The following is a 26,211-nucleotide window of genomic DNA, read 5'->3' as shown; positions in this document are numbered from 1 at the left end:
TGAAGCCCCCAGCCGGTGCCACTGCGCCGCCTGATTCGGATCGCCTCGGCCCGATGGCGTATCGAGGAGGATCACCAGCTCGCGAAACAGACTTGCGGCCTGGACGCCGGCCAGGTCATCCGGTGGCGCTCCTGGCACCGCTGGACCGTCATGACCCTGCCGGCCTACACGCTGCTCGCCGTCGCGACCACGCTGCAACGCCACCTCGACGCCGACCTGCGCGGCGTTCTCATCCCCGAACCCCGGCGCGATCCCGCCCACAAGCTGGCCTGGTCCATCTGGCGACGCCGACACCAATACCGGTCACGACGAGCCCACCAGCGCTGGCACGCCTACGCCGAGGCCACACCATGATCACAACGATCTACGTGCCGTATCATGCTCACGTAGCGTCACACTCGCCGATCACCCGACGACTTTGAAATCGCCCTGCGAGGTGCTGGTGGAAGCGGAACGGCGTCCAGGTCTTCTGGAAGGTGACTTGTAATGCCATACAACCCCCGCGTGCTCGTGCTTTCGGTGCTTGCGCTCGTCGGAACGGTCTCAGGGTGCGGCGGTGCGATGACTACAGCGGCCGGGGCGGAGCCCCAACCGGTCACGTCCCAGTCGCCGGCTTTACCCGAACTGCCACCGACCAGCGGCCCGCCCATGGCCACACCGACTGCCGAACCATCGGTCGGCGCCATTCCGCGCATCAAAGACGCAAGACCGGTACCGATGCCGCTCGACCGTTACATGACAGCCATGGACGGCATCAAGCTCGTTGACAGTGCCCGCGACATCGCGGCCGCCGCATGTATGCGCAGGCTCGGGTTCACCAAGTGGACAGCCGACACCATCCGCACCTGGGACCCCGCCGACTACACCGAGTACGACTACGTGGAATACCTCGATCCAGATCTCGTGGCCAAGTCCGGATACCCGCGACCGTCAGTCGGAGGGGCGAGCACAGGCGCCCTTCGTGAGGATGGTCGAAGGCGGCATGAGCCCACGAAGGAGGAACGCAATGCCTTCGAGGGCGGGGCCAGGCAGACGGCCACAGGTGAAGCCATCCCGGCGGGTGGTTGCATCGGAAACGCACGTTCACGGATTCACGGCCGCGAACCTCACCTCCCGGTCGACCCGCGGTCGCTGGCGGTGGATTCCCGACTGTCGGCACTGCATGACAGCAGGGTTCGGGAGGCCTTCGCCGCCTGGTCCGCGTGCATGGCACGCCACGATCTTCCGTACCCGGATCCGGTGCTGTTGCGCAACGACCCGAGATGGGCCTCTCGAGAAGTGTCGGAACCCGCTAACGAAGAAGAGCGGAAGACAGCGTTCGCCGATGCGACATGCCAGGCGGAAGTCAACTTGGCCGGTGTTTACAAAACCGTACGAGCTGCTTATGAACAGTCCTTGGTCGAGCAGAACAGGACAGAGCTGGCCGAGGTTGGACCCGTTTTCCAGGACTGGGTCGACAACGCGAAGGCTCTGATCAAATCAAACGGCTCCTGACAGGGCAGCCTCTGACGACCCGGCCGACCGGTCGCGTCTGTGGGCTTGAACTTCGAGAATGCGTGGAAGGTGCCAATCATGATTCGCAACACCGTGATCGCAAAGGTGGTGATGGTGTTGATCGGGATTGCACCCCTTTCCGCCTGCTCCAGTCCGGGCTGCACTCTCACGAAGGAAGAGGTCAAGGAGGCGCAGAGGGAGCTCATCTCGTTGATTCCAAAGGCGCTGGCGGAAATGAGTGCCGGGGCCATAGAGAAAGGCTCCGAGTGCGACGAAGATGGAACGGGAGTGTGGGCCGATGTCACTGTGACACACGTATATTCTTATAATGTAGTGGTTCATGAACTTGAACGGCAAGGGTGGACGGTGCTGCCGCCCGACGATCCAATTGCGGCCGCGAACATGTCGGCGATCATGCTCAAGAAGATGGTTAATGGGCGAACCATGACAGTATTTGGTGACGCTCCCGATGGCGGGCCTAAGGGGTCGATTTCTCTTACATTTGAGTTCATGGATGACGGAAGTCAGTAGCTCGGCTGCCTTCCGCTGGACCCGGCAGACTTCTACCATGGCGTCAGCAGCCGCCTTTGATCGTTTTCTCGTCAAACAGAAGAGATCGCAGGCGGCTTCATCGGTTGTCCGGCCTCCACATCACGAGATCGCATCCATCAAGCCGCCGGGAACGCACAGCGATCAGCCGGATCACCGCAGGCTGGCTCGGAAATGGCGGCTGCCGTACTGGCGACCAAGGTTAAGACGGTTGGATCCGTCGGTAAGCATCATCGCGACGATCTTTTCTGGTACTGCTGATGGAGAATTTCAGGCGATCAATCCTGGTAGGCGTTATCACGACCCTCGCGGGAGCTGCGATACTCGCTCTCGGTACATGGGCTCTCGTTCTGCTCGGGAATGATCCGCTCGAGAGCGGTCTCACGCTCATTGCAATAGCTGTCGTAGGCGTAACTGGTTAGGTACCAGAGCTGTGCGCGTGAAATCAGGCTGCGGCAGCCAGCGGCGAGTTGCCGGCGGGTTCCCGGGTTCCGCTGAGAAGTGCGAGCGCCGGGGTGGCCTCGGGCAGCCAGGGGTATCCCTCGGCGAGTTCGGTGAGGGCGTGGAAGAAGTTGACGCCGTGCTTGCGGGCGGTGGCCAGATAACTGCGGATCGCGCAGAACTGCTCGGCCCCGGCCAGAGTGCGCAGGCAACCGGAGACCTTCTGCCGCAGCTTGATCATCCGGATCTCGCGCTCCGCGGGATTGTTGTCGAACGAGACGAGTTCGTCGCGGGTGAACCGCAGGTAGTCGTCTTGCCGATCCAGCATCCGCGTGGCCAGCGCGTGGTGTTTCTTCATCAGCTTGCCAGTCCGGGAACGGGTGTCGTGTCTGCCGATCGCAGCTGCCGATCGCCACAGCCGGGCCTGCTCCGCCAGCGCGACCTGGTCCAGATGCTTCAGCCCGCCGGCCTCGATCGCAGCCTCGACCAGGACCTTCATCTGCAGCAGCGCGTCGGTGGCCTGCTCGGCCCAGCACCACTCACCTTCGGGGGTGGTGTCGATGACCTGCTGCAACTCGCGCAGTAGATGAGCGTTACAAAGAGCGTGCGTGGCGTCGGTGTAGGTGTCGTAGGGCGCCCAGGCGTCGTGGACCGCGACCCCGGTGAAGGCCAGCAGCACCCCGGCGGCGTCCATCGCGGCGGTGCCACGCTTGCGATGCACGGTGATCAGACTCCACGTGCCGGTGGAGGCCGAGTGCACCCAGTGCAGCTTGCCCTCGACGCGGAACCCGGTCTCGTCGAAGTGCGCGACCGGCGCGGCGGCGATCTGTTCAACGGCGCGGGCCAGGAAACCATCCAACCGGGTGGCAGCCCGGGCGGTCATCGACAGCACAGTGCCGCCGGTCACCGGGACACCGAACAGGTCGGCCAGCGCCTGAGCAGTGCGATCCTTGGACAGGAACTGCCCGACGTACAAGTACACGATGATCGCAGTGATCCGGGAGCCGTACTGCACCGGCGCGGTCACACCCGCGGGCGCGGTGCCCTTGGTGACGACGCCGCAGTCGCAGCACCGCCGCTCGACCAACTGATGCTCGGTCACCTGCACCTTGATCGGCGGGATGTCGAAGACCTGCCGCTTTTCCATGCCGACCTCGGGCGCACCGGCCAGGCCGTCCCCGCAGCCCCGGCACTGCTTCGGCTCGTGCCGCTCCCACTTGTCGGGGCGTTCGACCTGCGCGAGCGTCGCTCCAGGCGTTCCTTTCGGACGACCGGGCTTACGCTGCCCGCCCTTACGCAGCGACCTGGGCGCGGGCTTTGCCAGCCCATCCGAGCTCGGCGGCTTGGAGGAGTTGTCCGAGTTCAGCCCCAGCCGGGCTTCCAGCTCAGCTATTCGCCCATTCGCCTTGTCCAGCGCGTCGCTCAGCCGTACCACCAACGCCGCCAACTCGTCGTACGACGGCTTGGCGGCGGGGGAACTGGACACCCACCGATGATCGCGGATCACCAGAAGATGATCAAATCGGGCAACGGCCGGAGAGACCTAACCAGTTACTCGTAGGCTACCTACTGGACCGTCGGCGGCGTAAATAGTTTCAACATCGAAACGGAGCCGAGCTCGTAATATTCCCAAAGTGGGTCACACTTTACAGCTACCTCGATTACTCGTGCGCCCAGCAGAACGGGAGGTGAAGCCGACTTTGCCGGAGCCCTGGGTGAATACCCGGCCCGTTGCGGAGCGGTCGAGAATATCCGTATCGGCCGGAACGATCGGTGAGACGCGAGATGCGGAAATTTGAGCGATGTTCCCGGGCTGGGAGTGGTTCCGTCAACGGGTGGCAGCGATCGCTTCGAACCGACGTCTACCTGAAGGTCCTTTGTCTGATCGCGCTCGGTTGCGGGTTGGCCGCCGTGGGCCGATTTGACGGGCGGGTAGTCGTGGTGGCTTTGCTGATGATCGCCGTGAGCGTCGACGCCGGCTACAGGAAAATGGGAAGTGAAGCGAAGGCGACGACGGGACGGAGGGCCGTACGCGGCGTAGGTTACGGCATCCTGTTCTTCCTCGGCATCCTGCTCGCACTTGTGGCCACGGGAACCGCGTTGCCATGGGCGGTGCTCGTCAGTGTCCTTGAGGCGGCTTCTTGCGGAGTGCTCCTCGGCGCACTCTGACCCACCGCGGGTACGCCGATCCTGCCGGAACGTTTCGTGACCTGCCGTCCAGAAGTTGATCACTGCTGCGGGGATGGGCGTGACACCACGGACCTGGTCCGTCACTCCGACCGCGGCGTGCAATCACCACACCACCCCGCCCATCCGGACGACGAGCGGGCGACACAGCCTCCATCGAACCCGGCACTTGACTGCCCGAGTCAGCTGTCGACGATGTCCGCCTCTGGGGTGGCGCCCGCCTCCGACGAGGTGGGAGAAGCCGGACGAGCGGGATCTTCGGTTGCGCCGAAGAGCTCGGACAGGCGGGACGGGACGTAGCGGTCCTTCAGCCAGGCCGCCTGGACGACGGCGGGGATCTCCTCCTCGTAGCCGTCCACGATCGCCGCGCGCACCCTGGGGTCCTTGTAGAGGCGTAGGCATGCCTGGCAGCGGTGTCCGTACATGCCCTCCCAGGCGATCTCCGGATCGCGGTCGGACGCCCAGGCGAGGATCGCCTCGGGCCCTGCGGCCCGCAGCCACAGCTTCAGCAGGTCGTCCTCGGCCTCGTCGATGGCGGTGCGCAGGGTGTGCTCGCCCGCGACCTCGCCGACGTTCAGCTCCGGCACCAGGCGCATCGCCAGCCCGCAGCACGCGGCCACGCGGCCGTTGGGCTGCACGGTGTACGTCTGGAGGACGCTGTCGCAGCCGGCGAGTTTCGGCAGATCCTCCCGGCGGGAGGCGACGCCGTCGGGATACCGCTCGACCTTGAAGGGCTTGACCGGCATCCACGGGCTCTCGGACGGCCGCACGAGCGCGCGGGCCTCGGGCTCCAGCTCCTGGATGGCGGGCTCGGCCAGGAGCCGCGCGGCGGTGACCTCGCGGTCGTGGCGAAGCTCGACCATCACATGGGCGGTCAGGCCCCGGCGGGCGGTGGCGGCGGCGGCCTGAGCCACCCGCGGCAACGGGACGAAGCGGGCGTGCTCGTCCCCGGTGCTGAAGTTGATCTCGTCGAGCCCGGCGTCGAGCAGCCGGTCGAGGGTGGTCTCCGCCGCCTCCGGAGTCAGCGCCCAGTGGGCGTTGGTGACGAGGCGCGTACGCAGGCCGTGCCCGGAGGCGCGGCCGATGCACGTGAGCAGGTCGTCCCAGCGGAGCGTCGCCTCGCCTCCGGTAAAGACGACGTTGACGAAGCCGAGTTCGGCCGCCTCGTCGATCGCCCGCAGGGCGTCGGCGGCCGGCAGATGGTCACGGTTTCGCGGACTGCTCAGGGTGCTGCAGTGGGTGCACTCCGCCGTGCAGGCGAAAGTGAGCATCATCGACAGGGTGCGGCCCTGGCGCAACAGGCCGTGCCCCGCCGGAGCCGCGCTAGAGCTCGCCACCGGCGGACAGCTCCTGCGCCCGGAAGACCAGTTGCTGGCTTATTCGCTGGAATTGCTCGGGCGAGACGATCAGGTCGTCGAAGTCGTCGTGTCCGGAGACCTTGTAGATGAACCAGTTTCCGATGGCGATGGACTCCGCCTTGACGATGACGGTCTCCACCAGGGGGTCTTCGAGGCGGACCCCGCTGTCCAGCATGGTCAGCAGGCCGCGCATCAGCGCCGGGTCGCCCGTACGGGCGAGGGCCTCCGAGAAGTCGCGCAACACTTCCTCCCGGCTCCGCTCGCCGTGCTCCCGGTCGTAGCTCTCCGCCCACGAGCGGAACTCCTCGTTGCTCAGCGCGGCGAAGACGAACCGGTTGACCGCGGCGGCCTGGGAGCGGTCGAGCTCCAGCCCCGTGACCTCCAGCCCCAGCACCTCGACGGGCGACTGGATGAACGCCCGCTGCAGCTCCTCGTCGGCGTCCAGGTCGGAGAACAGGGTTCGGAGACGCTGGGTCAGGCGGCGGTTCTTCAGGAGAAGCAATCGATCTTCGTCGAGCGCGATGGGATCTGGCATTTCACAGGCTCTCAGACGTGAGGTCTACGACAGGGAGAAATATGCCTGGGCCCCGATAATTCCGTACCGCTGGTATCTTCCGGATGCTATGTCCCGGGCGAGTGGGCGTCAAGGAAGCTGCAAATTTGGGCATTCTTCCCTTTGGTGGTGTTGTGTTTCGTGCGAGGCGGTTGATCGAATTCGGCAACGGGAAAGCAGGCCGGTCCGCAGGGCGTCACGGGCCCGCCGGCGAGGGAGTGGCGAGGCTGGAGGCCGGTCGCGCATGGGAGACTGCGACCATGCCCTGCGACCATGTCGTACGACCGGGACCGTACGGCCGGGCCGGCGTCGCGGGCCCCGGATTGGACGTATGTGCCCTCGTACTCCTAGAGTCCCTTTCATGACGTCTGGTGATCTCCAGCTCCGTAAAGCCGAGAAATCCGACGCGGACGAGATTTTCGCCCTCGCCCGCGAGTTCGCGGTGACGTTCCGGCCCGAGCGCGCGCCGTTCGACGCGGCGCTGCCGCAACTGCTGGAGAACGAGGACGCCTTTCTCATCGTCGCCACTGTGGACGGGACCGTACGCGGCTACCTGCTGGGCTTCACCCACATCACGCTCTTCGCCAACGGCAGGGTCGCCTGGGTGGAGGAGGCGATGATCGAGAGCGGCTACCGCCGCCACGGCATCGGGCGCAGGCTGCTGGAGGAGTTCGAGACGTGGGCGCGCTCGCGGCAGGCCGGGTACGTCGCGCTGGCGACCCGGCGGGCCGCCGAGTTCTACGGCGCCCTCGGCTACGAGATCTCGGCGACCTACTACCGGAAGATGCTCAGGCCGAAGACCTGACGTCCCTCCCCATCCCATGAACGGGTGGGAGGGCTCGGCCGCGTCGTGGCCGGAGATTTCTTCGGGACCGTGTCGATCCGTGCGCCGCTCGTTCGACGTATGGGTGTGAGGGCCGGGAGGCGGCCCCGCCCGACGAGGAGAACGCGATGTCGAAGTACATGCTGATCATGCGGGGCACCGACGAGTCGAACGCGGCCATGATGGCCGGCATCGACGAGGCGATGGCCGCGACCCGGCGGCTCATCGAGGAGATGGTCAAGGCCGGTGTTCTCCTCGCGGCCGAAGGGCTGGACGATCCGCGCCGGGGCGTCGTGGTCGACTTCGGCGGAGAGGCCCCGGTGGTCACCGACGGGCCGTACGGCGAGACCAAGGAACTGTTCGGGGGCTACTTCCTCCTTGACGTCGCCTCGAAGCAGGAGGCGGTCGAGTGGGCCAAGCGGGTCCCGGCGGCCCGCGGGTCCAAGATCGAGGTCCGCCGGGTGGCCGGGAGCGACGAGGTCCCGCAGGCCGGCGAATGATCGCCAGGGACCGGGCCGGGCGCGACGGCGACGGCCGGATCTGATGGGCACGGCCGACGTCGAGGCCGTCTGGCGGATCGAGTCGGCGCGGATCGTCGCCGCGCTGACCCGGTTCACCGGTGATTTCGGGCTGGCCGAGGACGTCGCCCAGGAGGCGGTGGCCGAGGCGCTGGTGTCGTGGCCGCTCGCCCCTCCGGCGAATCCGGCCGGCTGGCTGATGGCCACGGCCCGGCGGCGGGCGATCGACGCGATCCGCCGCCGGACCATTCTCCAGGACCGGTACGCCCTGCTCGCGGCCGACGCGGCGGCCGGCTCAGTCGGCGGTTCGGCGGCCGACGAGGAGATCGACCCCGACAGGATCGACGACGACGTCCTGGCGCTGATGTTCGTCAGCTGCCACCCCGTGCTCTCCCCGGAGGCCCGGGTGGCGCTGACCCTGCGCGTGGTCGCGGGCCTGTCCAGCGCGGAGATCGCCCGCGCGTTCCTCGTCTCCGTGCCGACCGTGCAGGCCCGCATCACCCGGGGCAAGAAGACGATCGCGGCGGCCGGGGTGCCGTTCGAGCTGCCGGCGGCGGGTGAGCGCCGGGAGCGGCTGGGCGGCGTGCTCAGCGTCCTTTACGTGATCTTCACCGAGGGGTCCACGGCCACGTCGGGCGACCGGCTGCTGCGCCCCGACGTCGCGTACGAGGCGATCCGGCTGGCCCGCACGCTGGCCGCGCTGCTGCCGGACGAGCCGGAGGCGCACGGCCTGCTCGCGTTGTTCGAGCTGACGGCCGCGCGCTTCCCGGCCCGGACCGGCCCGGACGGTTCGCCGGTCCTGCTCGAGGACCAGGACCGGCGGCTGTGGGACTTCTCGGCGATCCGCCGTGGGCTGGCCGCGCTGGCCAGGACGTCGGCGCGCGGCCTCGGCCCCTACGGCCTGCAGGCCGCGATCGCCGCCGTCCACGCGTCGGCGCCCTCGGTCGAGGAGACCGACTGGGACCGCATCGTGGTGCTCTACGAGGCACTCGGCCGGGTCGCGCCCTCCCCGGTGGTCGAGCTCAACCGGGCCGTCGCCGTCGCCATGGCCTCGGGCCCGGAGCCGGCCCTGGCCATCGTGGACGAGCTGATCGCCTCGGACCGGCTCCCCGGTTCGCATCTGGTTCCGACCGTACGCGGTGAGCTGCTGGCCCGGCTCGGACGGCGACCGGAGGCGCGCGCGGAGCTGGAGCTGGCGGCCCGGCTGTGCGCCAACCGGCGTGAACGCTCGGTGCTGCTGCGCAAGGCGGCCGCGCTGGGCTGACCTCCCCGGCTCGCCCGGCCGGTCACCGGACGCCGCGTACGGCCGGGGGCGGTCAGACGGCCGAGGTGAGCTGGGCGTCGAGCCGGTAGCCGTCCACGGTCACGTAGACCGAGTCGCCCGGCCGGGCGTTCAGCCGCATGAGCACCGGCTGGAGCGAGTCGAACACCGGCTGCCGGTCACGCCACACCAGGACGACGGCGTTGTTGCCCGGGCCGGTGACCGACAGCAACGTCCCCGGACGCATGCCCAGCTGGGCGGCGTACCCCTCGGGGACCGCCACCGGCTCGCCGCGCAGGTGACCGCTGGTGACGTCGATGCGCTGCCAGCGGCGCGGGTCGGAGGCCGGGCCCGAGGTCGGACGCGGGTTCGGCACCAGGTGCGGCAGGGGTACGCCCCCGCCCCGGGTGCCGCTCGCCAGCGCGTTCAGCGCGGCCAGCGCCGTCGCGGCGTCCGGCCCGTTGCCGGCCTGGGAGGGGACCGGGATTCCGCCGCGGCCGTGGTGGTGGCCGTTCGCCCCCGGGGTGCGGCGCGGCAGCGGCGCGGGCTTGCCCGCCGGTCCGCCCGCCGGCCCGCGCCGGGTCGGCAGCGCGTCCGCTCCGGACGGCGCGGACGCCTGGGACATCGAGTCCAGCCACGCCTTGGCCGAGTGGGCGCGGATGCCGAGCTGGCCCAGCAGCTCCACGACATCGGCGTCGGCGGGCTTGTTCGCCAGGAGGTGGCGGGTCTTCTCGCGCAGCCCGGCCAGGTCGCCGACCACGAGCCAGCCGTCCTGCAGGCGGCGGTCGGGCATGAGTGTGACCAGCACCCGCCACAGCGGCGTGCCGAGGGCAGGGACCTCGACCGGGTGGGACGGGTCGGCCGCGATGAGCTGCTCCTGGGTGGCCGCCGCGCCGAGCCATTCGGTCAGCCCGAACAGGTGCCCGGTGAGCGGCGCGGTGTCGGGGGAGCGCAGCCACAGCAGCACCCGCTCCTCGGCCGCGCGCTGGGCCTGGGAGAGCAGTTCGCGGTCGACGCCGAGGTTGTGCGCGAGCGCGCGCAGGCTCACCGGTTCGGCGGCGAACAGCCGCTCGACGGCCACGGCGCGGGCGAGCGGATCCCAGTCGCGGAACAGCCCCTCGACGACCCCGGCCATTGGGTGCGCGGACAGATCGGCCGGCTGCCGCTCCGGCGCCGCCGGAGCCTCCGGCCGCGCCTCGCCACGGACCTCCGTACGGGACTGTGCCGCTGAATGGGCCGTCGGCTGGGCCCCGGGCAGGGCCGGGAACTGGCCTGTGGATTGAGCCGGGGACTGGGCCGGGGATTGGGGGGGCGCGGTGGCGGGCTGCCGGGCGAAGGGCTGCGTGGCCGGCCTGACCTGCTCACCGAGGGGCGCGCCCGCCGGAGGCGGGCTCGCGGGCGGCAGGGCGGCCCCCGGCTGTACGGCCGCCTGCTCCGCCTGACCGGGAGGCAGTGCGCCCGGCCGCGCGAAGGGCTGCGAAGGGGCTCCGTTGGCCTGCGGGGGCGGCGGGGAGCCAGGTCCCTGTGAACCGGGTCCCTGTGCGGTCGCGGGGAAGGGCTGCGAGGTCGCGCCCGGAGTCGCGGGGAAGGGCTGTGAGGTCGCGCCCGGAGTCGCGGGGAAGGGCTGCGAGGTCGCGCCCGGAGTCGCGGGGAAGGGCTGCGAGGTGGGAGCGCCCGGGATGGCGGAGAAGGGCTGGAAAGGGGCGCCCTCGGCCTGCGGGGGCACCTGGGAGCCGGGTCCGTGAGCGGTGGGTCCCTGCTGGCCGGCGGGCCCCTGTGTGGTGGGTCCCTGGGCGACGGCGGGGAAGGGCTGCGAGGCCGCGCCCGGAGCGGCCGGGAAGCTCTGCGCGGCCGCGGCGGGCTGCTGGGGGAACGGCTGCGCTGTGGTTCCGCGTGCCGGGGTTCCATGCGGCGGGGTTCCGGGCGGCGGGGTTCCCTGCGTCGAGGTCCCGTGCGTCGAGGTCCCGTGCGGCGGGGTCGTCTGGGGAGCCTGCGGGAACGGCGCGGAGTCGGGACCGGCCGCGGGCCGCACCGTGGGAGCGGCCGGGACCGCCGGCGCCCCCGCAGCGGCTTGTGTGCCTGGGACCGCCTGGGTGGCCGGAGTGGAGGCCTGCTCGCCGTCCGGCTCCTCCAGGTGCCCGAACACCTCCCGGAAGATCGTGGCGAGGAGGGCCTCCGGCGAGGCCGAGGCGCTGGGGGTCCGTAGGTCGACGGGCGTCATGCGGCGCAGCCGGTACCACCCGCCCAGGTGGGTGATCACCGTACGGACCGGCTCGGGCCAGCCGGTCATGGCCGGGTCCACGGTGTGGACCTGGAGCGCGGGGAGCAGGTCGGTGAGAGGCAGATGGTCCCAGCGGCCGACGGCCAGCCGGGCGAGCCGCTCGCAGAGCCAGTCAACTCCGGTCGCCCGCACCGCGTGGCCGATGGCGACGGATGCCCACCACCCGCCGGGCAGGCGCGGGTCGGCCAGCATCTCGGCCACCTGCTGAGGACGGCTCCAGCGCAGGGCCGGGACCAGGTCGCTCAGGCAGATCGTTGACTCGGCGTCCATCGGTATGACCGCACCCTCCCGAGAGTGACGCATGTTGCTAATGGTGCAGCTTACGCCGCAAACCAGCAATTGGTGTCAATAGGGTAAAGTTCCCAGACTTCGGACGGCCGCCGACCTGCGCGACCGCCATCGCCCCCGCCTCGCACCCCGTTCGCAGCGCCTCCTCGGGCGTGCCGCCCGCCAGTGTGGCGGCCAGGAACCCCGCCGCGAAGGCGTCTCCGGCACCCGTCGAGTCGATCACCGCCGCCGGGGGAGCGGGCGCCCTGGCGACTATACGGCCCTCGCGGGCCAGCAGCGCGCCGTCGGCCCCTAGCTTGACGACCGCGGTGCCGTAGCGGGCGCTCAGGACCTGCCCGGCCGTGTCCGGATCGGACGCCCCCGAGAGCAGCAGCGCCTCCTCCCGGTTGGGGATCACGGTGGACGCCGGCGCGGTCTCGCGGAGGAACCGTTCACGGCCGAACTCCCGCAGCGGCCCGCAGGAGGCCGGGTCGACGCTGACCGGGACGCCCCGCCCGGCCGCCTCGCGCATGGCCAGCCGGGCCAGCTCCAGCCCCGGCCCGGCGAACATCGTGTACGCCGACAGGTGCAGGTGCCCGACCCCGTCGAGGAGGCCGGGCGCCCAGTCGTCCACGCCGATATGACCGCTCGCGCCCCGGTTGGTGAGCATGGACCGCTCCCCGCTCGCGTCGACCATCGCGATGACCACGGCCGACGGACGCTCGGAGTCGATCCGCAGGTGCGGCCGTACGCCGGCCTTCGTCAGCTCGGCCGCGTGCCAGTCGCCGGTGTCGTAGCCGGCCCGCGCCAGCAGGCGGGTGTCGGCGCCGAGGCGGGCGGCCCAGGAGGCGGTGTTCGCCCCCGAGCCGCCCGGACGCAGCGCGATGTCGGCGGGAGTGTCCGTGCCGGTGGCCGGGGGCCCGTCGTGCAGCGCGACGACGTCCGTGACCACGTCGCCGATCACCAGCAGGCCGGTCGCGGGCCGAGCGCTCACCCGGCCGCCCAGGCGGCGGCGATCCGCCCGGCGAGGGCGGTGTTCCCGCGTACGGCGGCGAGGTTGGCCTCCAGCGACGCCCCGCCCGTGCCCTCGACCAGATACTCCAGCAGGAAGGGGGTGATGGCCTGCCCGGTGACGCCGCGCTCCCCGGCGGCGCGCAGGCCCTCGGCGAGCACCCGGTCGTGCAGGTCCGGGTCGAGCTGGAGGTCGGCGGGCACCGGGTTGGCCACGATGAGCGCGGTCTCCAGCCCGCCGAGGGCGTCCTGGGCCCGCATGATCCCGGCGGCCTCCTCCGGCGTCTCGACGCGCCAGTCGACCGGCTCGCCCGAGCTGTGCAGGTAGAAGCCGGGGAACTCGTCCGTACGGTAGCCGACCACGCTGACCTGCTTCGTCTCCAGCCGCTGCAGGGTCGCGGGCACGTCGAGGATCGACTTCACCCCGGCGCACACGACCGTGATCCTGGTCCGGCCGAGGGTGTCGATGTCGGCCGACTCGTCCTGCACCGCCGTCCAGCCGCGGTGTACGCCGCCGAGGCCTCCGGTGGCGAAGACCCGCACGCCCGCACGGGCCGCGAGGAACGACGTGCCGGAGACGGTCGTGGCGCCGCTGAGCCCGAGCGCGGCGGCCGGGGCGAGGTCGCGGTAGCCGAGCTTGCGCAGGTCCGGCTCGGTCGCGATGCGGTCCAGCCCGTCCTTGTCGAGGCCCACCCGGGGGACGCCGTCGAGCACCGCGACCGTCGCGGGCACCGCGCCCGCCTCCCGGACGATCTCCTCCAGTTCGAGGGCGACCTGGAGGTTCCGGGGCTGGGGAAGCCCGTGGGAGATGATCGTGGACTCCAGGGCGACGACCGGCCGTCCGGCGGCCAGCGCCTCGGCGACCTCATCGGAAACGCGCATGGTGCTCCTGTTCGTGGTTGGCAGAAAATTGTCCCACTTCGTCATATTCTGCCCGGGTCCAGGGGGCAACCTTGCGATACCTTTCGGGCACCGTGCCTCGTACGACCCGGGAGAACGCTCCATGCCACGTTCGCACTACGACGTCGTCATCGCCGGTGCCGGGCACAACGGTCTCGTGGCCGCCGCCTACCTCGCCGGGGCCGGACGCCGGGTGCTGGTCCTGGAACGGCTCGGCCACGTGGGCGGTCTCGCCGTGTCGGCGCGGGCGTTCCCCGGCGTGGACGCGCGGCTGTCGCGCTACTCCTACCTGGTCAGCCTGCTGCCGTCGAAGATCGTCAAAGAGCTGGGGCTCCGGCTCGACCTGCGCCGCCGCCGCTTCTCCTCCTACACGCCGGCCGGCGGCACCGGGCTGCTCGTGGACAACGAGGACGCCGCCCGCACCGCCGCCTCCTTCGAGGCCGTCACCGGCGGACGGCGCGACCTCGACGCCTGGGAACGGTTCTACGCGATGACCGCCCACGTCGCCCGGCGGGTCGCGCCCACGCTGCTCGACCCCCTGCCCGGCCGTACGGACCTGCGCGGGATCGTCGGCGACGACGAGGCGTGGCGCGACCTTTTCGAACGGCCCATCGGGCAGGTCGTGGACGAGCGGTTCGCCGACGACACCGTCCGCGGGGTGGTCCTCACCGACGCGCTGATCGGCACCTTCGCCGACCCCGCCGCCGACCTGCTGGCCAACCGGTGCTTCCTCTACCACGTCATCGGCGACGGCACGGGCGACTGGAACGTCCCGGTCGGCGGCATGGGCGCGGTGACCGCCGAACTCGCCGATGTCGCGCGGCGGCGCGGCGCCGAGATCCGTACGGGAGCCGAGGTGCTGGCCGTCGACCCCGCCACGGGAGAGGTCACGTTCCGGGAGGTGCCCGGCGGCGCCGAGCACGTCGTGACCGGCGGGAAGGTGCTGGCCAACCTGCCGCCCGCCGTGCTCGCCCGGCTGCTTGGGAAGACACCAGAGACGCCGGAGGGCGCCCAGCTCAAAATCAACATGGTGCTGTCGCGGCTGCCCCGGCTGCGCGACCCCGCCGTGGCGCCGGCCGAGGCGTTCAGCGGCACGTTCCACATCAACGAGAGCCGCGACCAGCTCGCCGCCGCGTACGCGCAGGCGGCCGCGGGGCGGGTGCCGGACCTGCCGCCCGCGGAGGTCTACTGCCACTCGCTCACCGACCCCTCGATCCTCGGGCCCGAGTTGCGCGCGGCGGGGGCGCAGACGATGACGCTGTTCGGCCTGCACATGCCCGCCCGGCTGTTCGCCGACCCGGCCGCCAAGCGGGAGGCGCTGGCCCGCACGCTCGCCTCGATCGACTCCGTGCTCGCCGAGCCCATCGACGACTGCCTGCTCCGCACCCCCTCGGGAGAGCCGTGCCTGGAGGTCAAGACGCCGCTCGACCTGGAATGGGAGGCGGGCCTGCCCGGCGGGCACATCTTCCACCGCGACCTGTCCTGGCCGTACGGCGAGGAGGACGGCTCGGGCGGTCACGGCCCGTGGGGCGTGGAGACGGCAGACGAGCGGGTGCTGCTGTGCGGCGCGGGCGCGCGGCGCGGCGGCGGCGTGAGCGGCATCCCGGGCCACAACGCCGCGATGGCCGTCCTCGGCCACGCGTGACTCGGCGAGATGAACGCGGTCCGGCATTTGGACCCGGGTCGCCGGGCGGGTGCGACTCAGCGGGACAAAGCGCCCTTTAACCGGATTCTCATGACCCTCGGATAGCGTGTGCCGGTGCGTGAGGAAGCCGCGAAGCTGCTGGTGGTGGACGACGAACCCGCCCTGCGGGAGGCGCTGCGCAGCAGCCTGGAGTTCGAGGGATACGAGGTCGAGACGGCCGGTGACGGGCTGGCCGCGCTCGGCCTCCTCGACGAGGCCACGCGGGGCCGCGAGGCGTACGACGCGATGCTCCTCGACGTCATGATGCCGCGGCTCGACGGGCTGACCACCTGCCGGCGGCTGAGGTCGGCGGGCAACCGCGTCCCGGTCCTCATGCTGACCGCGCGCGACGCCGTCGGCGACCGCGTCTCCGGGCTGGACGCGGGGGCCGACGACTATCTCGTCAAGCCGTTCGAGCTCGACGAGCTGCTCGCCCGGGTGCGGGCACTGTTGCGGCGCGGCGGGCCGTGCGCCGCCCGGGGCGGCGACGGCGACGTGCTCGCCTTCGGCGACCTGCGCATGGACGCCGCGAGCTGGGAGGTCACCCGGGCCGGCAACCGGCTGGAGCTGACCCGCACCGAGCACCTGCTGCTGGAGCTGTTCCTGACCCATCCGCGCCAGGTGCTCACCCGGGAGCAGATCCTCGGCGAGGTGTGGGGCTTCGACTTCGAGCCGACGTCGAACTCGCTCGATGTCTACGTCATGTATCTGCGCCGCAAGACGGAGGCGGGCGGGCTGCCCCGCCTCATCCACACCGTGCGCGGGGTGGGCTACGTGCTGCGGCCGTCGCGGTGAGGCGCCGCTCCCTCCGCTCCCGGCTCACGCTGCTCATCGCGGCGGCGGTCGCGCTGGCCGTCGCGGTGTCGGCGGCGGCCTGCTGGCTGCTCGCCCGCGCCGAGATGCGCGACCAGATCGCCCGCTCGCTGACCCGGCTGAGACCGGCGGCCGACCAGGTGGCGATCGCGCTGCGCGACTGCCGCGGCGACGAGACGCAGCGCCGCGGGCCCCGTCCCGACTGGGACCCCTCGGGGCGGAGCTGGCAGGTCGTCGCGCCCGACGGCACGGTCTGCGTCTGGGCCGGCTCGGCCTACGTACGGCCGTCCGCGGCGGAGCGCACGCTGACCTCCGGGTCGATCCTGCGGGACGCGGTCACCACCGACGGGACCTCCGTGCTCGTCCACACAACCCGCTACGTGCCCCGGATGCCGGGGCCGCCGGGCGGGTTTCCCGAGCTCGCGCAGCCGCCCGCGCCCGTGACGATCAGCGTGTTCCGCTCCACCGCCGAGATGGACCAGACGCTGGGCATCCTCGCCGTGGTTTTCGGGTCGGTCAGCGTGCTCGGTGTGGCCGGCGCCGCCGTGGCCGGCCTCTGGCTCGCCCGTACGGCCCTGCGGCCCGTGGCGCGGCTGACCGGCGCGGTCGAGCACGTGGCGCGGACGGAGGACCTCACCGTCACGATCCCCGTCGAAGGAGAGGACGAGATCGCCCGCCTGGGCCGGTCGTTCAACACGATGACCGCGGCCCTGTCGAGCTCCCAGGAGCGGCAGCGGCGGCTCGTCGCCGACGCCGGGCACGAACTGCGCACCCCGCTCACGAGCCTGCGTACCAACATCGACCTGCTGCTGCGCAGCGAGACCACGGGCCGCGCCATCGAGCCCGCGGCCAAGCGGCGGCTGCTGGCGAACGTCAAGGAGCAGTTCGAGGAGATGTCGAGCCTCGTCGGCGACCTGCTGGAGCTGTCCCGCGAGGCGGAGAGCGGCGAGTCGTCGGCCGAGATCGACTTCCACGAGGTGGTCGCGGCGGCGGTCGAGCGGGCCCGGCGGCGCGGCCCGGGGCTACGCTTCGACGTCGGCCTCGATCCCTGGCAGGTCCACGGCGACGCCCGCGGCCTGCACCGCGCCGCGGTGAACGTGCTCGACAACGCGGTGAAGTTCAGCCCGCCCGGCGGCCTCGTCACGGTGCGGCTCGACAAGGGCGTGCTGACCGTGCGCGACGAGGGGCCGGGCATTCCCGAGGACGAGCTGCCGCACGTCTTCGAGCGCTTCTGGCGTTCGCCGTCGGCGCGCGGCCTGCCCGGCTCCGGCCTCGGTCTCGCCATCGTGGCCCAGGCCGTACGGGACGCCGGGGGCCGGGTCTCTTTGGAGAACGCCCTCGGCGGCGGCACCCTCGCCACCATCGAACTCCCCGGCACCCCGCCGACCGCCTGATGGGGCGTCGCAAGCCTCACCCATCTTGGTGGTCCATGAGTGCGGCTGCGTCATTGAGTACGTCGTCGCCCTGTGTCCAGCGTTCTTGTGCACCACTCTCAGCTCGCGCCCGTGTCCTGCCGGAGGCGCGGGGCGGCCAACACCAGCGATTCGCACGAGACGAGGAGGCCCGCTTGAGTACGCTCCACCCGGTGGAAACCAACGCCGTACGCAAGCAAGAGCGCACGGACCATGCGTTTCGTGACGCCATGGTCGACAAGCTGCGCGACTGGGGAGGCGTACGCACCGGGCTCGTGGAAGCCGCGATGCGTGCTGTGCCCCGGCACGTGTTCGTGCCGTCGGCGGCATTGGAACAGGCCTACGGGCCTGATTCGGTGGTCACTCACCGGGACGAGAACGGAAGAGCGATCAGCTCTGCGTCCGGCCCCGGGGTGGTCGGGGCGATGCTGGAGCAACTGGACGTCCAGCCCGGCCTTCGGGTGCTGGAGATAGGCGCGGGGACCGGCTACAACGCCGCGCTGCTCGCCGAGCTGGCAGGGCCGCAGGGACAGGTTACGACGGTCGACATCGGAGCCGACATCGTGGCGGGAGCCCGGCGAGGTTTGGGCGCAGCGGGTTACGACCGGGTGCGGGTCGTCCACGGAGACGGCGAAGCCGGCCACCCTGAGGACGCACCCTACGACCGGATCATCGTCACCGCGGGCGCGTGGGATGTGCCACCCGCGTGGCGGGAACAGCTCGCGCCGGGCGGGCGGTTGGTCGTTCCGCTGCGGATTTGGGGCGTCACCCGGTCGGTGGCGCTGGAACTCGACGGCGCCGTATGGCGAAGCGTGTCGATCGTGGAGTGCGGATTCATGCCGATGCGGGGGCCGTCAGCGGTGGAGGAGACCAACGTGGAACTGGGCGCCGACAGCGGGGTGTGGCTGCGCGTCGACGACGGGCAGCCGATCGACGCCGACGCACTCAGCGCGGCGCTGACCGGTGCGTCGGTCCTGGCCTGGTCTGGGGTGGTGGTGCCGTGGAGGCCGATGACGCATCTGGACTTCTGGCTGGCCGGCGCGGCACCGATATGCCGGGTCCTTGTGTCGGACCGGGCGCGGGAGGCGGGCCTGGTCGAGCCCATCTACCGGTGGGGCAGCATGGGCTGCTACACCGACGGCAGCTTCGCGTACCTGGTCCGCCGTCCCGCGCCCAGCGACACGGGTCAGGAGATGGTCGAGCTGGGGGCGTGCGCTTACGGGCCCGGCGGGGAGCGGCTGGCCGGTGAGGTCGCCGATCGAGTTCGGGCGTGGGGAGCGGCCCGCGCGCGCGATGAGCTGGAGGGACTGCGGATCGAAGTCCATCCGCAGGGGAGCGCCGACAACCCCACCGCCATGATCACGGCAGACAAGAGACACAGCAGGGTGTTCGTCACCACGACCGGTGGTTGACGGGGCACGCTCACCGTCGCCGTGGCCCGGATCCCCTTCCAGTACGGTTTCGCCACCAGAGAGAAGGAAGAGGCGGGGCATGGGCGGGTCGGGCGGTGGCCATGCGGACACGTGTTAGGCGGACGATCACGACGCAGTGGTGCTGGACGTGCTGGGGGCGCCACAGGCGAGGGAACTGGCCGAGGAGGTGGGCGACGCCTACCGGGCGGCGTTCGGGGCCGCACCGAACAACGAAGGGCCTGAGCAGTTCGTCCACCAGCAGGCCAGCTACGTGACGTTGCTCGGGCGGCGGGGGTTCCGGCTGGCGACCGCCCGGAGGGAGGGGCGGTTGGTCGGGTTCGCTTATGGGGCGTTGCTGCTGCCGGACACCAGATGGTGGGACGGCATGCTGGAGCCGCTGGACACGGAATTCACCGCCGAGACCGGGCAGCGCACGTTCGCCCTCATCGACATGGGTGTGGTGCCGGACGAGCGAGGACGGGGTGTGGGGCGGGCGGTGCATGACGCGGTGCTCGCGGGCTGCCCGGCGCGACGGGCGACGCTGGCGGTCGAGCCGCGGTTGGAGTCCAATCAGCGTCTGTACCGGTCGTGGGGGTGGCGGTGCGCCGGCCGGTTGACCGGCGCCCCCGGCGACATCGCCGACGCCTACGACATCTACGTACGCGATCTTCCGATGGCGATGCCGTAGTCGCGTAGTTGCTCGTCCAGTCCGATAGGTGCGCCAGCACCGGCGGGTGGTCGGTCTGCACGGCCACCCGCACCGGCCCCACCCGGTACAGGGCGTCGCGGGTCGGGTCGCCGGCCGGGTCGCGGCGCGGCAGCGCGGGGGCGGTGCAAATGATTCGAGGGGTCACCGTGTCCTCCATCGGTCGCGCCCCCTGACTTGGGGGTGGGGGCGTCCTGTCGGGGTTAATGCCGCCGATCAGTCAATGCGCGCCGGCCCGCGTCACGGACCGGGACAGGTTGTGGACGGTGTTGCACGCGGGTCACAACTCCGGGCCCGGTCAACGCCCTGCGACCCGCGCCGGGGTGGCATCCCGTTCCGGGCGTAGCGGACGCCCTGCCGGGAGCGGCGGACAACCACGGCGGGGTCGCCTACCCTCCTTCGGGTGACCGAGCTGACCACGCCCACCCCGACGATCACCGACCGGGAGTTGGCCCACGTACTGGCCGCGTTCCGCACCGGCCCCGCCCACCGGGTGGCGTTCCTGCCCGACGGGATGATGAACCGCAACTGGCGGGTCGACACACCCGACGGGGTGTTCGCCCTCAAACAGATCATCGACGTCACCCCCGCGAATGCGCGGCGCAGCCTGAACGTCCTGGGCGCCCTGGCCGCGGCGCAGGTGCCGGTCTGCCCGCCCCGCCCAACCCGGGACGGGGACGTGGTCGCGGAGATCGACGGCCGCGCTTTCTGCCTCCTGCCGTGGGCGCATGGCGAGCACCGGCACGGCGCCAGCCTCACCCCCGGCCAGGCCGCGCACCTCGGCGCCGTCCTGGCGCACCTGCACATCCACCTGGCCGGTGCGGGCCTGTCCGAGCCGGAACGCCCCACGGCGAAGGTCACCGACCCGCACGCGGCAGCGGGGGAGGCGGACCGGTTCCTTCGGGTGATCGATGCCCTGCCCGAGCCGACCGGGTTCGATGCGGACACCCGGAACCTACTGATGCAGCGCAAGGACCTGATCGCCGCGCACGCCCACCACCGGCCCGCCACCACCGAACCGGCAGGGCCGGTCGGGTGGACGCACGGCGACGTCCAACCCCTCAACCTGCTGTGGTCCGACGGCGCGGTGACGGCGATCCTGGACTGGGACCGGCTCGCCCCCCGCCCCCTCGCCGAGGAGGTCACCCGCACCGGGCAGGTGCAGTTCACCACCCCCGACGGGCGGATGGACCTGCCGCTGGTGGCGGCGTTCACCACCGGGTACCGGCACGTGCTGCCGCTCGACGGGGACGACCTGGCCGACGCGGTGACCCGCCTGTGGTGGAAACGGGCCACCGACTTCTGGCAGCTGCAGTGGCACTACGACAAGGGCGACACCGGCCCCGACCACCTGTGGCTGACGGGGGAGCGGCTGCTGCACTGGTGGACCAGGCGCCGCGACGAGGTGACCGCCGCCTTCACCGGGCACGTCTAGGACAAGACGCCGGCGGCGGCCAGCTCCGGCAGGCACGCCCGTGCCAGCGGCACAGCCCGCCGCCACGCCCCGTCACCCGCGACTGCCAGGGCCTGCCGGTCCAAACGCTCGATGAGGGCGGCCCAGGCGTCCACGTCGCCCGGCGGGGCCAGCATGCCCGGGTCGGCGACCGCCTCCGGGATGCCGCCCCGCGTCGACCCCACCGTGGGCCGCCCCGCCAGGGCGGCCTCCACGATCACCCTCGGGTAGGCGTCGTCGCACGTGGACGGCACCAGCAGCAGCCGGTGCCCCCGGTACAGGGGGCCCATGTCGTAGGTGCGGGGCACCCACGACACGTTCGGGTGGCGGGCGAACTCCGCCGAGGTGTCCCACCACCCTTCGACGAGGGTGAACTGGCGGTGCGGCAGCGCCTCGGCCAGTTCGTGCACCAGCCCGGAGCCCTTCACCGGAACCGGGTTGATCATCAACAGGTCGCCGCTGCCGTGCAGCTCGCCGTACCGGCTGCCCGGGTCACGGAACGGCGGGTAGAACACCACGGCCGCCTGCTGCGGCGGGGTGCGGGACAGCACGAACCTGCTGGTGGCCAGCGCCACATGCGGCCGCCCCCCAAGGACGTGCATGCCGGTCTTGGACACCGAGTGCAGCCACCCGGCGACCTTCGCCCCCCGCGCCCGGGCGGCGGCGGCCAGCTCCGCCGACCCCTCCTGGGAGGTGACGACCAGGTCCGGCCGGTCCACGGCGAGGACGGTCCCGAGCTCCGCGTCCACCCGGTCACGCGGCACGGCCCGCACCTGCACCCCCCGCCACGTGTAGGCCAGCGCCCCGCCGTGGCAGGTGTGCGGCACCCCCGCCTTCGTGAGGTGGTCGAGCATGCTCGGCAGCTCGCTGGCCTCCGCCCACGGCGGTTCATGCGAAGCCATGTACACCACCCGCCACCCGGCGACGGCGAACTCCTCGGCGAGCAGCTGCTGCGACACCTCCGCCCCGCCGATGAGGAACGGCGGCGGGATGCGCCGCCACGCGAACACCACCGTGCCGGTCACCCGGTCACCTGCCGGTAGAACCGCTCTGCGTACAGGGCGGGGCGGGCGTCGGCCGCCACCGTGTGCGCGTACCGGATCGGCCGGTACATGGCGTGCAGCGGTTGCAGCTGGGAGCCGTGCACGTACAGCAGGGTCAGCTTGTCCAGCACGCTGGGCGTAATGTCGCCGACGTGCGCGGTCAGGGCGCCGCCGACGCGCTCGGCGAACAGATACCGGTCGTCGGCCGACAGGGCGTACGTCGCCCAGAACGCCACGTCCTCCCAGAACCAGGTGCAGCCCAGCCGCAGCGCCGCCTCGTGCACCAGCAGGTGGTCGGGGTGGCGGGTCACCCCGGCCGGTGCCAGCAGCTCCGCCCCGCCGCCGATGCCGTCCAGCACCCGCTCCAGGTCGGCGGTGACCTGGTCCAGCAGCCGCGGATCGTACGGCCCGTACGGGGGGCGGGCGTCCCGGTACCCCAGCAGTAGGCGGCCCGCCTGCAGGGGCCGCAGCGCCTGCCGGCCTTCCTCCGCGCGCAACGCCGTCACCCCGGGCTCCCCGGGGCGGGACGCCTGCGCGTCGGAGTGCGCGGTGACGGAGCGGGTGAACACGGTGACGACGGTCAGCGGCCGCGGGCAGGTCAGCAGGGTCCCGGCGGCCGACAGGGCCAGGTCGTCGTGGTGCGGCTCGATCGCCACCACCGGCCGCCCTGCGGGGCGGCGGCGTTCTACCAGGTACGGGCGGGACCCGTACGGCGCCAGCAACCGCATCACGTCGGGGTCGCCGGCGGCGCGGCGGGCAGCCAGCTGCTGCTGGTGCTGGTCGTGGGCGGCGGCCAGGTCGCCGGGGAAGGTGTAGACGCCGTCCGCGTCCGGCACCGGGAGCGTCACAGGCATGGGGGCGCCGCTCACCGGACGGTCGTGTCGTACCAGTGCCGCCAGAAGCGGGGGCTGGTGCGGGCCAGGTTCGCGGTGATCGGGTTGCACCACCACCAGATGCGCCACGACGGCCACCGCTCGAACCGGCGGTTCGACGGCCGCACCCGCAAATGGGTGAGGTGCGTCACCGGGTGCTGGTGGGCCGCGCCCAGCCGGGTGAGGCGGGCGAAGAACTCCACGTCCTCGCTCATGAACATGTCCTCCCGGTAGCCGCGGACCGTGCCGAACGCCTCCCGGGTGGCGAACTGGCACACGCCCTGCGCGCCGCCGAAACGCCGCCGGTACGCCGCCCAGGCGGCGACCAGCAGCCGGGTGCCTGCCCGGTTGGGTTCGTATTCGGGCGGGATGGCCCCGCCGACGCACAGGCCGGGGCGGAGCGTGTCGACGATGTCCCGCACCCCGCCCAGCGGGAACTCCACATCGGCGTCGACGAACACCAGGTACTCGCCGAGGGCGGCGCGGGCGCCGGTGTTGCGGGCGCGGCCGATGCCGCGCTGCGGCTCGCGCACCACCCTGGCGCCCAGCTGCTCGGCCACGGCCGCGGTGGCGTCGGTGCTGGCGTTGTCCACCACGATCACCTCGCCCACCTGGCACGTGTGCTCCTCGAACAGCCGCAGGGACGCCAGCACGGTGGGCAGGTAGCGGGGCAGGTAGCCGGCTTCGTCGAACGCCGGGATGATCAGCGAGACGGTGGGTTGGATCACCGGGTGCTCCTTTCTCATGTCGGGTGGTCGGGCAGGGCGGTGCGCAGCCGGACATCCCACAGGGCGGTGTCGACGCCCTCGGCGATGGCCGCCCACCGCCAGCCGCGCAGGACGTGAACCACTACCAGGTGGGCCAGCAGCTGCAGGTCCAGCGGCAGGCCGTAGGCGTCGACCACCAGCTGCTGCTCGCCGGGGGTGAGCGCGTGGGTGGTGACGAGCGTCTGGGCGACGTCCCACTCCGGCGGGGCCAGCGCCGACAGCTCGAAGTCGACCAGGCAGGGCTGCCCGCCGGGCGGGTGCAGCACGTTGTGCGGGTGCAGGTCGCCGTGGCACCACACCACCGGCGCGTCCCGGGCAAGGGCGACCGCGCCGTGCAGCGCCCGCCGCGCCCCCGCAGGGGCGCGGCGGGGGTAACTGGTTAGGCTCTTCGCAAGGGTGTCCGATTTGATCAGCAGTGCGTGATGCTCGATCATCTGTCGGGTGTTGACCTCCTCCGTGCCGAAGCCGTCGTACGACGAGCTCGCAGCGCTGGTGGTACGGCTGAGCGACATGCTGGAGCAGGCCAGCGGTGAGTTGGCCAAGGCGAACGCGCGGATCGCTGATCTGGAGGCACGGCTCGGGCTCAACTCTGGCAACTCCTCCAAGCCTCCATCGTCGGATGGACTTGCCAAACCCGCGCCGAAATCGCTGCGTAAGACCGGGCAGCGTAAGCCTGGCCGGGCCAAGGGCCATCCGGGCGAGACGCTGAAGATGGTCGACAACCCCACCCGGCGCGAGCGGCACGAACCGCACGCGTGCCGGGGATGCGGCAACAGCCTGGCCGGCGCGCCCGAGGCGGGTATGGAGCGCCGCCAGGTGTTCGACATCCCGCCCATCACGGTCGAGGTCACCGAGCATCAACTGGTTGCGCGGCAGTGCTCGTGCGGGACCGTTACCCGCGGACAGGCTCCGGAGGGTGTGACGGCGGCGGTGCAGTACGGCACCCGGATCACCGCGATCATCTTGTACCTGTACATCGGGCAGTTCCTGTCCAAGGACCGCATCGCCAAGGCGCTGGAGGAACTGTTCGGCGTTCCGGTCTGCGGAGCGACCGTGCTGAACATGGGCAGGCGCGCCGCCGCCCGCTTGGACGGGTTCTTGGCCCGCGCGGTCCGGGAGATCGCCGCCGCGCCGGTCGCGCACTTCGACGAGACCGGGTTCCGGGTCCAGGGGCGGCTGCACTGGGTGCACTCGGCTTCCACGGGGAAGTGGAGCCTGATCACCGTGCATCGCAAGCGTGGTGTCGAGGCCATGGACGCCGCCGGGGTCCTGCCCATCTTCACCGGGGTCGCGGTGCACGACGCCTGGGCGCCCTACGACACCTACACCGATGCCACGCATGCTCTGTGTAGTGCTCATCTGTTGCGTGAGTTGCAGCAGGTCGTTGACACCACCCCCGAAGGGGACTGGTGCTGGGCCCGGCAGGCGAGCGACGCTCTGATCGAGATGAAAGCTCTGGTCGAAGCCGCGATCGAGGCCGGTGGGCTGAAGCACCTGGACCAGGCCGCCCTGACCGGGCAGGCCCGGCTGTGGCGCGCCGCCGCCACGATCGCCAAGAACGACACCGCTGCTCGCTCCAGCAAACTGATGAAGAAGCACAACGCGCTGGCCAGGCGGATGCTTGACCGCCGCGACGACTACCTGCGGTTCACCCGAGATGAGCGGGTGCCCTTCGATAACAACGCGGCCGAGCGCGAGATCCGAATGATCAAGCTGAGGCAGAAGGTGTCCGGTTGCCTGCGTACCCTGGCCGGAGCGCAGCAGTTCTGCGCGATCCGCAGCTACCTGGCCACCGCACACAAACACGGCGTTCACTTCTTCCACGCCCTGGTCGAACTCGCCGAGGGGCGCCCCTGGCTGCCCGGAACCGCCCGGCCACTCACACTCCTGGACCGCCTCCGCGACGACACCCAAGGCGGCGCGCTACTCGCAGTTGCGTGACATCACACGCACCAGCCGAAGGACCTATCCAGTTACCATTCGGGTAAAGGACAGTAAAGGTCTGCTGGTCACGGGCCTGCACACGGGGACGGTCGGCTTCTCGGTGACCGTGTCGGACCGCGATCCAGAGCCGGACGTCAACGAGTACGAGGACATCGTGGAAATCAGCTTCCACACCCAAACAGGACGGATCTTCCTTATCGAGTGGGGAGGCGAGGGATTTCACAAGCTACCCGACTTGTCGTCGGGCCCGGGCTGGTACCGGTTGCGGTATCACGCCGTCCACATGGACCGGGCCACAGAATCGGACTGCTCGACGGATGCCGTCATCGATCGTTATCTGCTGCAGATCTGGCCACAAGATGAGTCCATCCCCCAAGTAGTCAAGAGCACGAGTCGCACGCTCACCTACTGGCGCAATGTGAAGTGACGTCCCAACGTAGGACAGGACCGATCTCCGTGCCG

General features: G+C 71.1%; 24 protein-coding genes and 1 pseudogene. 15 read left to right on the top strand and 10 right to left on the bottom strand.

All coding sequences use genetic code 11. The features are described 5' to 3' along the window. Positions 1–15: 15 nt before the first annotated feature. The 3 genes from OG344_RS30190 to OG344_RS30180 all read left to right on the top strand — a co-directional run bounded on the left by OG344_RS30190 (position 16) and on the right by OG344_RS30180 (position 2,025). The gene (locus OG344_RS30190) at positions 16–354 is read left to right on the top strand and encodes a hypothetical protein (protein ID WP_405085994.1); all 339 of its coding nucleotides are present in this window, start codon (positions 16–18) and stop codon (positions 352–354) included. A 390-nt stretch (positions 355–744) separates the two neighbouring features. Continuing rightward, a complete protein-coding gene (locus OG344_RS30185) occupies positions 745–1,494 on the top strand; it encodes a hypothetical protein (RefSeq protein ID WP_405085993.1) in 750 nt (249 codons plus the stop codon). Between the two features lie 78 nt (positions 1,495–1,572). Then, complete coding sequence (locus tag OG344_RS30180) at positions 1,573–2,025, top strand: hypothetical protein (RefSeq protein WP_405085992.1); 453 nt, start codon at positions 1,573–1,575, stop codon at positions 2,023–2,025. A 463-nt stretch (positions 2,026–2,488) separates the two neighbouring features. Here the strand turns inward: OG344_RS30180 and tnpC (OG344_RS30175) are convergent, their stop codons facing one another. Further along, the gene (tnpC, locus tag OG344_RS30175; protein WP_405085991.1) at positions 2,489–3,970 is read right to left on the bottom strand and encodes an IS66 family transposase; all 1,482 of its coding nucleotides are present in this window, start codon (positions 3,968–3,970) and stop codon (positions 2,489–2,491) included. Between the two features lie 452 nt (positions 3,971–4,422). On the opposite strand from tnpC (OG344_RS30175), the gene OG344_RS30170 reads away from it, so the two are divergent. Beyond that, on the top strand, positions 4,423–4,653 hold the full coding sequence (locus OG344_RS30170) for a hypothetical protein (protein WP_405085990.1): 231 nt from the start codon (positions 4,423–4,425) through the stop codon (positions 4,651–4,653). A 200-nt stretch (positions 4,654–4,853) separates the two neighbouring features. Here the strand turns inward: OG344_RS30170 and OG344_RS30165 are convergent, their stop codons facing one another. After that, entirely contained in the window at positions 4,854–6,008 is a 1,155-nt protein-coding gene (locus OG344_RS30165; RefSeq protein ID WP_405085989.1) for a radical SAM protein, read from the bottom strand. Beyond that, positions 5,995–6,564 (bottom strand): hypothetical protein, encoded by a 570-nt coding sequence (locus OG344_RS30160; protein ID WP_405085988.1) that lies wholly within the window; start codon positions 6,562–6,564, stop codon positions 5,995–5,997. Before OG344_RS30160 ends, OG344_RS30165 begins: the two co-directional genes overlap by 14 nt. A gap of 379 nt (positions 6,565–6,943) precedes the next feature. Here OG344_RS30160 and OG344_RS30155 point away from each other — a divergent pair, with 379 nt between their 5' ends. The 3 genes and pseudogenes from OG344_RS30155 (at position 6,944) to OG344_RS30145 (ending at position 9,187) form a co-directional block, all read left to right on the top strand. After that, positions 6,944–7,387, top strand: a complete 444-nt coding sequence (locus tag OG344_RS30155; RefSeq protein WP_208800417.1) for a GNAT family N-acetyltransferase — start codon at positions 6,944–6,946, stop codon at positions 7,385–7,387. A gap of 146 nt (positions 7,388–7,533) precedes the next feature. Next, positions 7,534–7,949: pseudogene (locus OG344_RS30150) on the top strand (YciI family protein). After that, positions 7,949–9,187, top strand: a complete 1,239-nt coding sequence (locus OG344_RS30145; protein ID WP_405085987.1) for an RNA polymerase sigma factor — start codon at positions 7,949–7,951, stop codon at positions 9,185–9,187. The pseudogene OG344_RS30150 and the gene OG344_RS30145 overlap by 1 nt, the downstream one beginning before the upstream one ends. A 52-nt stretch (positions 9,188–9,239) precedes the next feature. On the opposite strand, the gene OG344_RS30140 is transcribed toward OG344_RS30145, so the two are convergent. The 3 genes from OG344_RS30140 to OG344_RS30130 are packed head-to-tail and all read right to left on the bottom strand — an operon-like array spanning position 9,240 to position 13,625. Continuing rightward, positions 9,240–11,735, bottom strand: coding sequence for a hypothetical protein (locus OG344_RS30140; RefSeq protein WP_405085986.1), 2,496 nt, complete (start codon positions 11,733–11,735; stop codon positions 9,240–9,242). A gap of 37 nt (positions 11,736–11,772) precedes the next feature. Further along, positions 11,773–12,726 carry a carbohydrate kinase family protein gene (locus OG344_RS30135; RefSeq protein WP_405085985.1) on the bottom strand — a complete coding sequence of 318 codons (954 nt, stop codon included), beginning with the start codon at positions 12,724–12,726 and terminating at the stop codon, positions 11,773–11,775. Continuing rightward, a complete protein-coding gene (locus OG344_RS30130; RefSeq protein WP_405085984.1) occupies positions 12,723–13,625 on the bottom strand; it encodes a pseudouridine-5'-phosphate glycosidase in 903 nt (300 codons plus the stop codon). The genes OG344_RS30135 and OG344_RS30130 overlap by 4 nt, the downstream gene beginning before the upstream one ends. A gap of 121 nt (positions 13,626–13,746) precedes the next feature. Here OG344_RS30130 and OG344_RS30125 point away from each other — a divergent pair, with 121 nt between their 5' ends. The 6 genes from OG344_RS30125 (at position 13,747) to OG344_RS30100 (ending at position 21,105) form a co-directional block, all read left to right on the top strand. Next, complete coding sequence (locus OG344_RS30125) at positions 13,747–15,288, top strand: phytoene desaturase family protein (RefSeq protein ID WP_405085983.1); 1,542 nt, start codon at positions 13,747–13,749, stop codon at positions 15,286–15,288. 114 nt (positions 15,289–15,402) lie between these two features. Then, positions 15,403–16,122 carry a response regulator transcription factor gene (locus OG344_RS30120; RefSeq protein ID WP_405085982.1) on the top strand — a complete coding sequence of 240 codons (720 nt, stop codon included), beginning with the start codon at positions 15,403–15,405 and terminating at the stop codon, positions 16,120–16,122. Beyond that, positions 16,119–17,534, top strand: coding sequence for a sensor histidine kinase (locus OG344_RS30115; RefSeq protein ID WP_405085981.1), 1,416 nt, complete (start codon positions 16,119–16,121; stop codon positions 17,532–17,534). Before OG344_RS30120 ends, OG344_RS30115 begins: the two co-directional genes overlap by 4 nt. 173 nt (positions 17,535–17,707) lie before the next feature. Then, positions 17,708–18,964, top strand: a complete 1,257-nt coding sequence (fxlM, locus tag OG344_RS30110) for a methyltransferase, FxLD system (RefSeq protein WP_405085980.1) — start codon at positions 17,708–17,710, stop codon at positions 18,962–18,964. A 139-nt stretch (positions 18,965–19,103) separates the two neighbouring features. Further along, positions 19,104–19,652: a GNAT family N-acetyltransferase gene (locus OG344_RS30105; protein WP_405085979.1), complete on the top strand. Its 549-nt coding sequence runs from the start codon at positions 19,104–19,106 to the stop codon at positions 19,650–19,652. 421 nt (positions 19,653–20,073) lie between these two features. Continuing rightward, the gene (locus OG344_RS30100; protein WP_405085978.1) at positions 20,074–21,105 is read left to right on the top strand and encodes a phosphotransferase; all 1,032 of its coding nucleotides are present in this window, start codon (positions 20,074–20,076) and stop codon (positions 21,103–21,105) included. Here OG344_RS30100 and OG344_RS30095 read toward each other — a convergent pair. From OG344_RS30095 to OG344_RS30080, 4 genes are read right to left on the bottom strand one after another with little or no spacing between them, the layout of a single operon-like run. Next, positions 21,102–22,148, bottom strand: a complete 1,047-nt coding sequence (locus OG344_RS30095) for a glycosyltransferase (RefSeq protein WP_405085977.1) — start codon at positions 22,146–22,148, stop codon at positions 21,102–21,104. The two genes, OG344_RS30100 and OG344_RS30095, sit on opposite strands and share 4 nt — an antisense overlap. After that, positions 22,145–23,020 carry a PIG-L deacetylase family protein gene (locus OG344_RS30090; protein WP_405085976.1) on the bottom strand — a complete coding sequence of 292 codons (876 nt, stop codon included), beginning with the start codon at positions 23,018–23,020 and terminating at the stop codon, positions 22,145–22,147. The genes OG344_RS30095 and OG344_RS30090 overlap by 4 nt, the downstream gene beginning before the upstream one ends. Before the next feature lie 11 nt (positions 23,021–23,031). After that, positions 23,032–23,766 (bottom strand): glycosyltransferase, encoded by a 735-nt coding sequence (locus tag OG344_RS30085; protein ID WP_405085975.1) that lies wholly within the window; start codon positions 23,764–23,766, stop codon positions 23,032–23,034. 14 nt (positions 23,767–23,780) lie between these two features. Continuing rightward, positions 23,781–24,317, bottom strand: a complete 537-nt coding sequence (locus OG344_RS30080; RefSeq protein ID WP_405085974.1) for a phosphotransferase family protein — start codon at positions 24,315–24,317, stop codon at positions 23,781–23,783. Between OG344_RS30080 and tnpC (OG344_RS30075) the strand changes: the two genes are divergently transcribed. Beyond that, positions 24,316–25,746 (top strand): IS66 family transposase, encoded by a 1,431-nt coding sequence (tnpC, locus tag OG344_RS30075; protein ID WP_405085973.1) that lies wholly within the window; start codon positions 24,316–24,318, stop codon positions 25,744–25,746. The two genes, OG344_RS30080 and tnpC (OG344_RS30075), sit on opposite strands and share 2 nt — an antisense overlap. Further along, positions 25,739–26,176, top strand: coding sequence for a hypothetical protein (locus OG344_RS30070; protein ID WP_405085972.1), 438 nt, complete (start codon positions 25,739–25,741; stop codon positions 26,174–26,176). Before tnpC (OG344_RS30075) ends, OG344_RS30070 begins: the two co-directional genes overlap by 8 nt. Positions 26,177–26,211 lie beyond the last annotated feature (35 nt).

Origin of the sequence: Microbispora sp. NBC_01389, assembly GCF_045040095.1 — a bacterium.
Taxonomy (GTDB): domain Bacteria; phylum Actinomycetota; class Actinomycetes; order Streptosporangiales; family Streptosporangiaceae; genus Microbispora.
Note: the sequence above shows the minus strand (reverse complement) of the source record. Positions and strands in the feature narration are given on the sequence as shown.

Excerpts from the sequence above, each read along its gene's own strand:
- OG344_RS30155 (WP_208800417.1), top strand. The coding sequence starts at position 6,944 with ATGACGTCTGGTGATCTCCAGCTCCGTAAAGCCGAGAAATCCGACGCG.
- OG344_RS30125 (WP_405085983.1), top strand. The coding sequence starts at position 13,747 with ATGCCACGTTCGCACTACGACGTCGTCATCGCCGGTGCCGGGCACAAC.
- tnpC (WP_405085973.1), top strand. The coding sequence starts at position 24,316 with ATGCTGGAGCAGGCCAGCGGTGAGTTGGCCAAGGCGAACGCGCGGATC.
- OG344_RS30130 (WP_405085984.1), bottom strand. The coding sequence starts at position 13,625 with ATGCGCGTTTCCGATGAGGTCGCCGAGGCGCTGGCCGCCGGACGGCCG.
- OG344_RS30090 (WP_405085976.1), bottom strand. The coding sequence starts at position 23,020 with ATGCCTGTGACGCTCCCGGTGCCGGACGCGGACGGCGTCTACACCTTC.
- OG344_RS30160 (WP_405085988.1), bottom strand. The coding sequence starts at position 6,564 with ATGCCAGATCCCATCGCGCTCGACGAAGATCGATTGCTTCTCCTGAAG.
- OG344_RS30185 (WP_405085993.1), top strand. The coding sequence starts at position 745 with ATGGACGGCATCAAGCTCGTTGACAGTGCCCGCGACATCGCGGCCGCC.
- OG344_RS30140 (WP_405085986.1), bottom strand. The coding sequence starts at position 11,735 with ATGGACGCCGAGTCAACGATCTGCCTGAGCGACCTGGTCCCGGCCCTG.
- OG344_RS30180 (WP_405085992.1), top strand. The coding sequence starts at position 1,573 with ATGATTCGCAACACCGTGATCGCAAAGGTGGTGATGGTGTTGATCGGG.
- OG344_RS30080 (WP_405085974.1), bottom strand. The coding sequence starts at position 24,317 with ATGTCGCTCAGCCGTACCACCAGCGCTGCGAGCTCGTCGTACGACGGC.
- OG344_RS30145 (WP_405085987.1), top strand. The coding sequence starts at position 7,949 with ATGGGCACGGCCGACGTCGAGGCCGTCTGGCGGATCGAGTCGGCGCGG.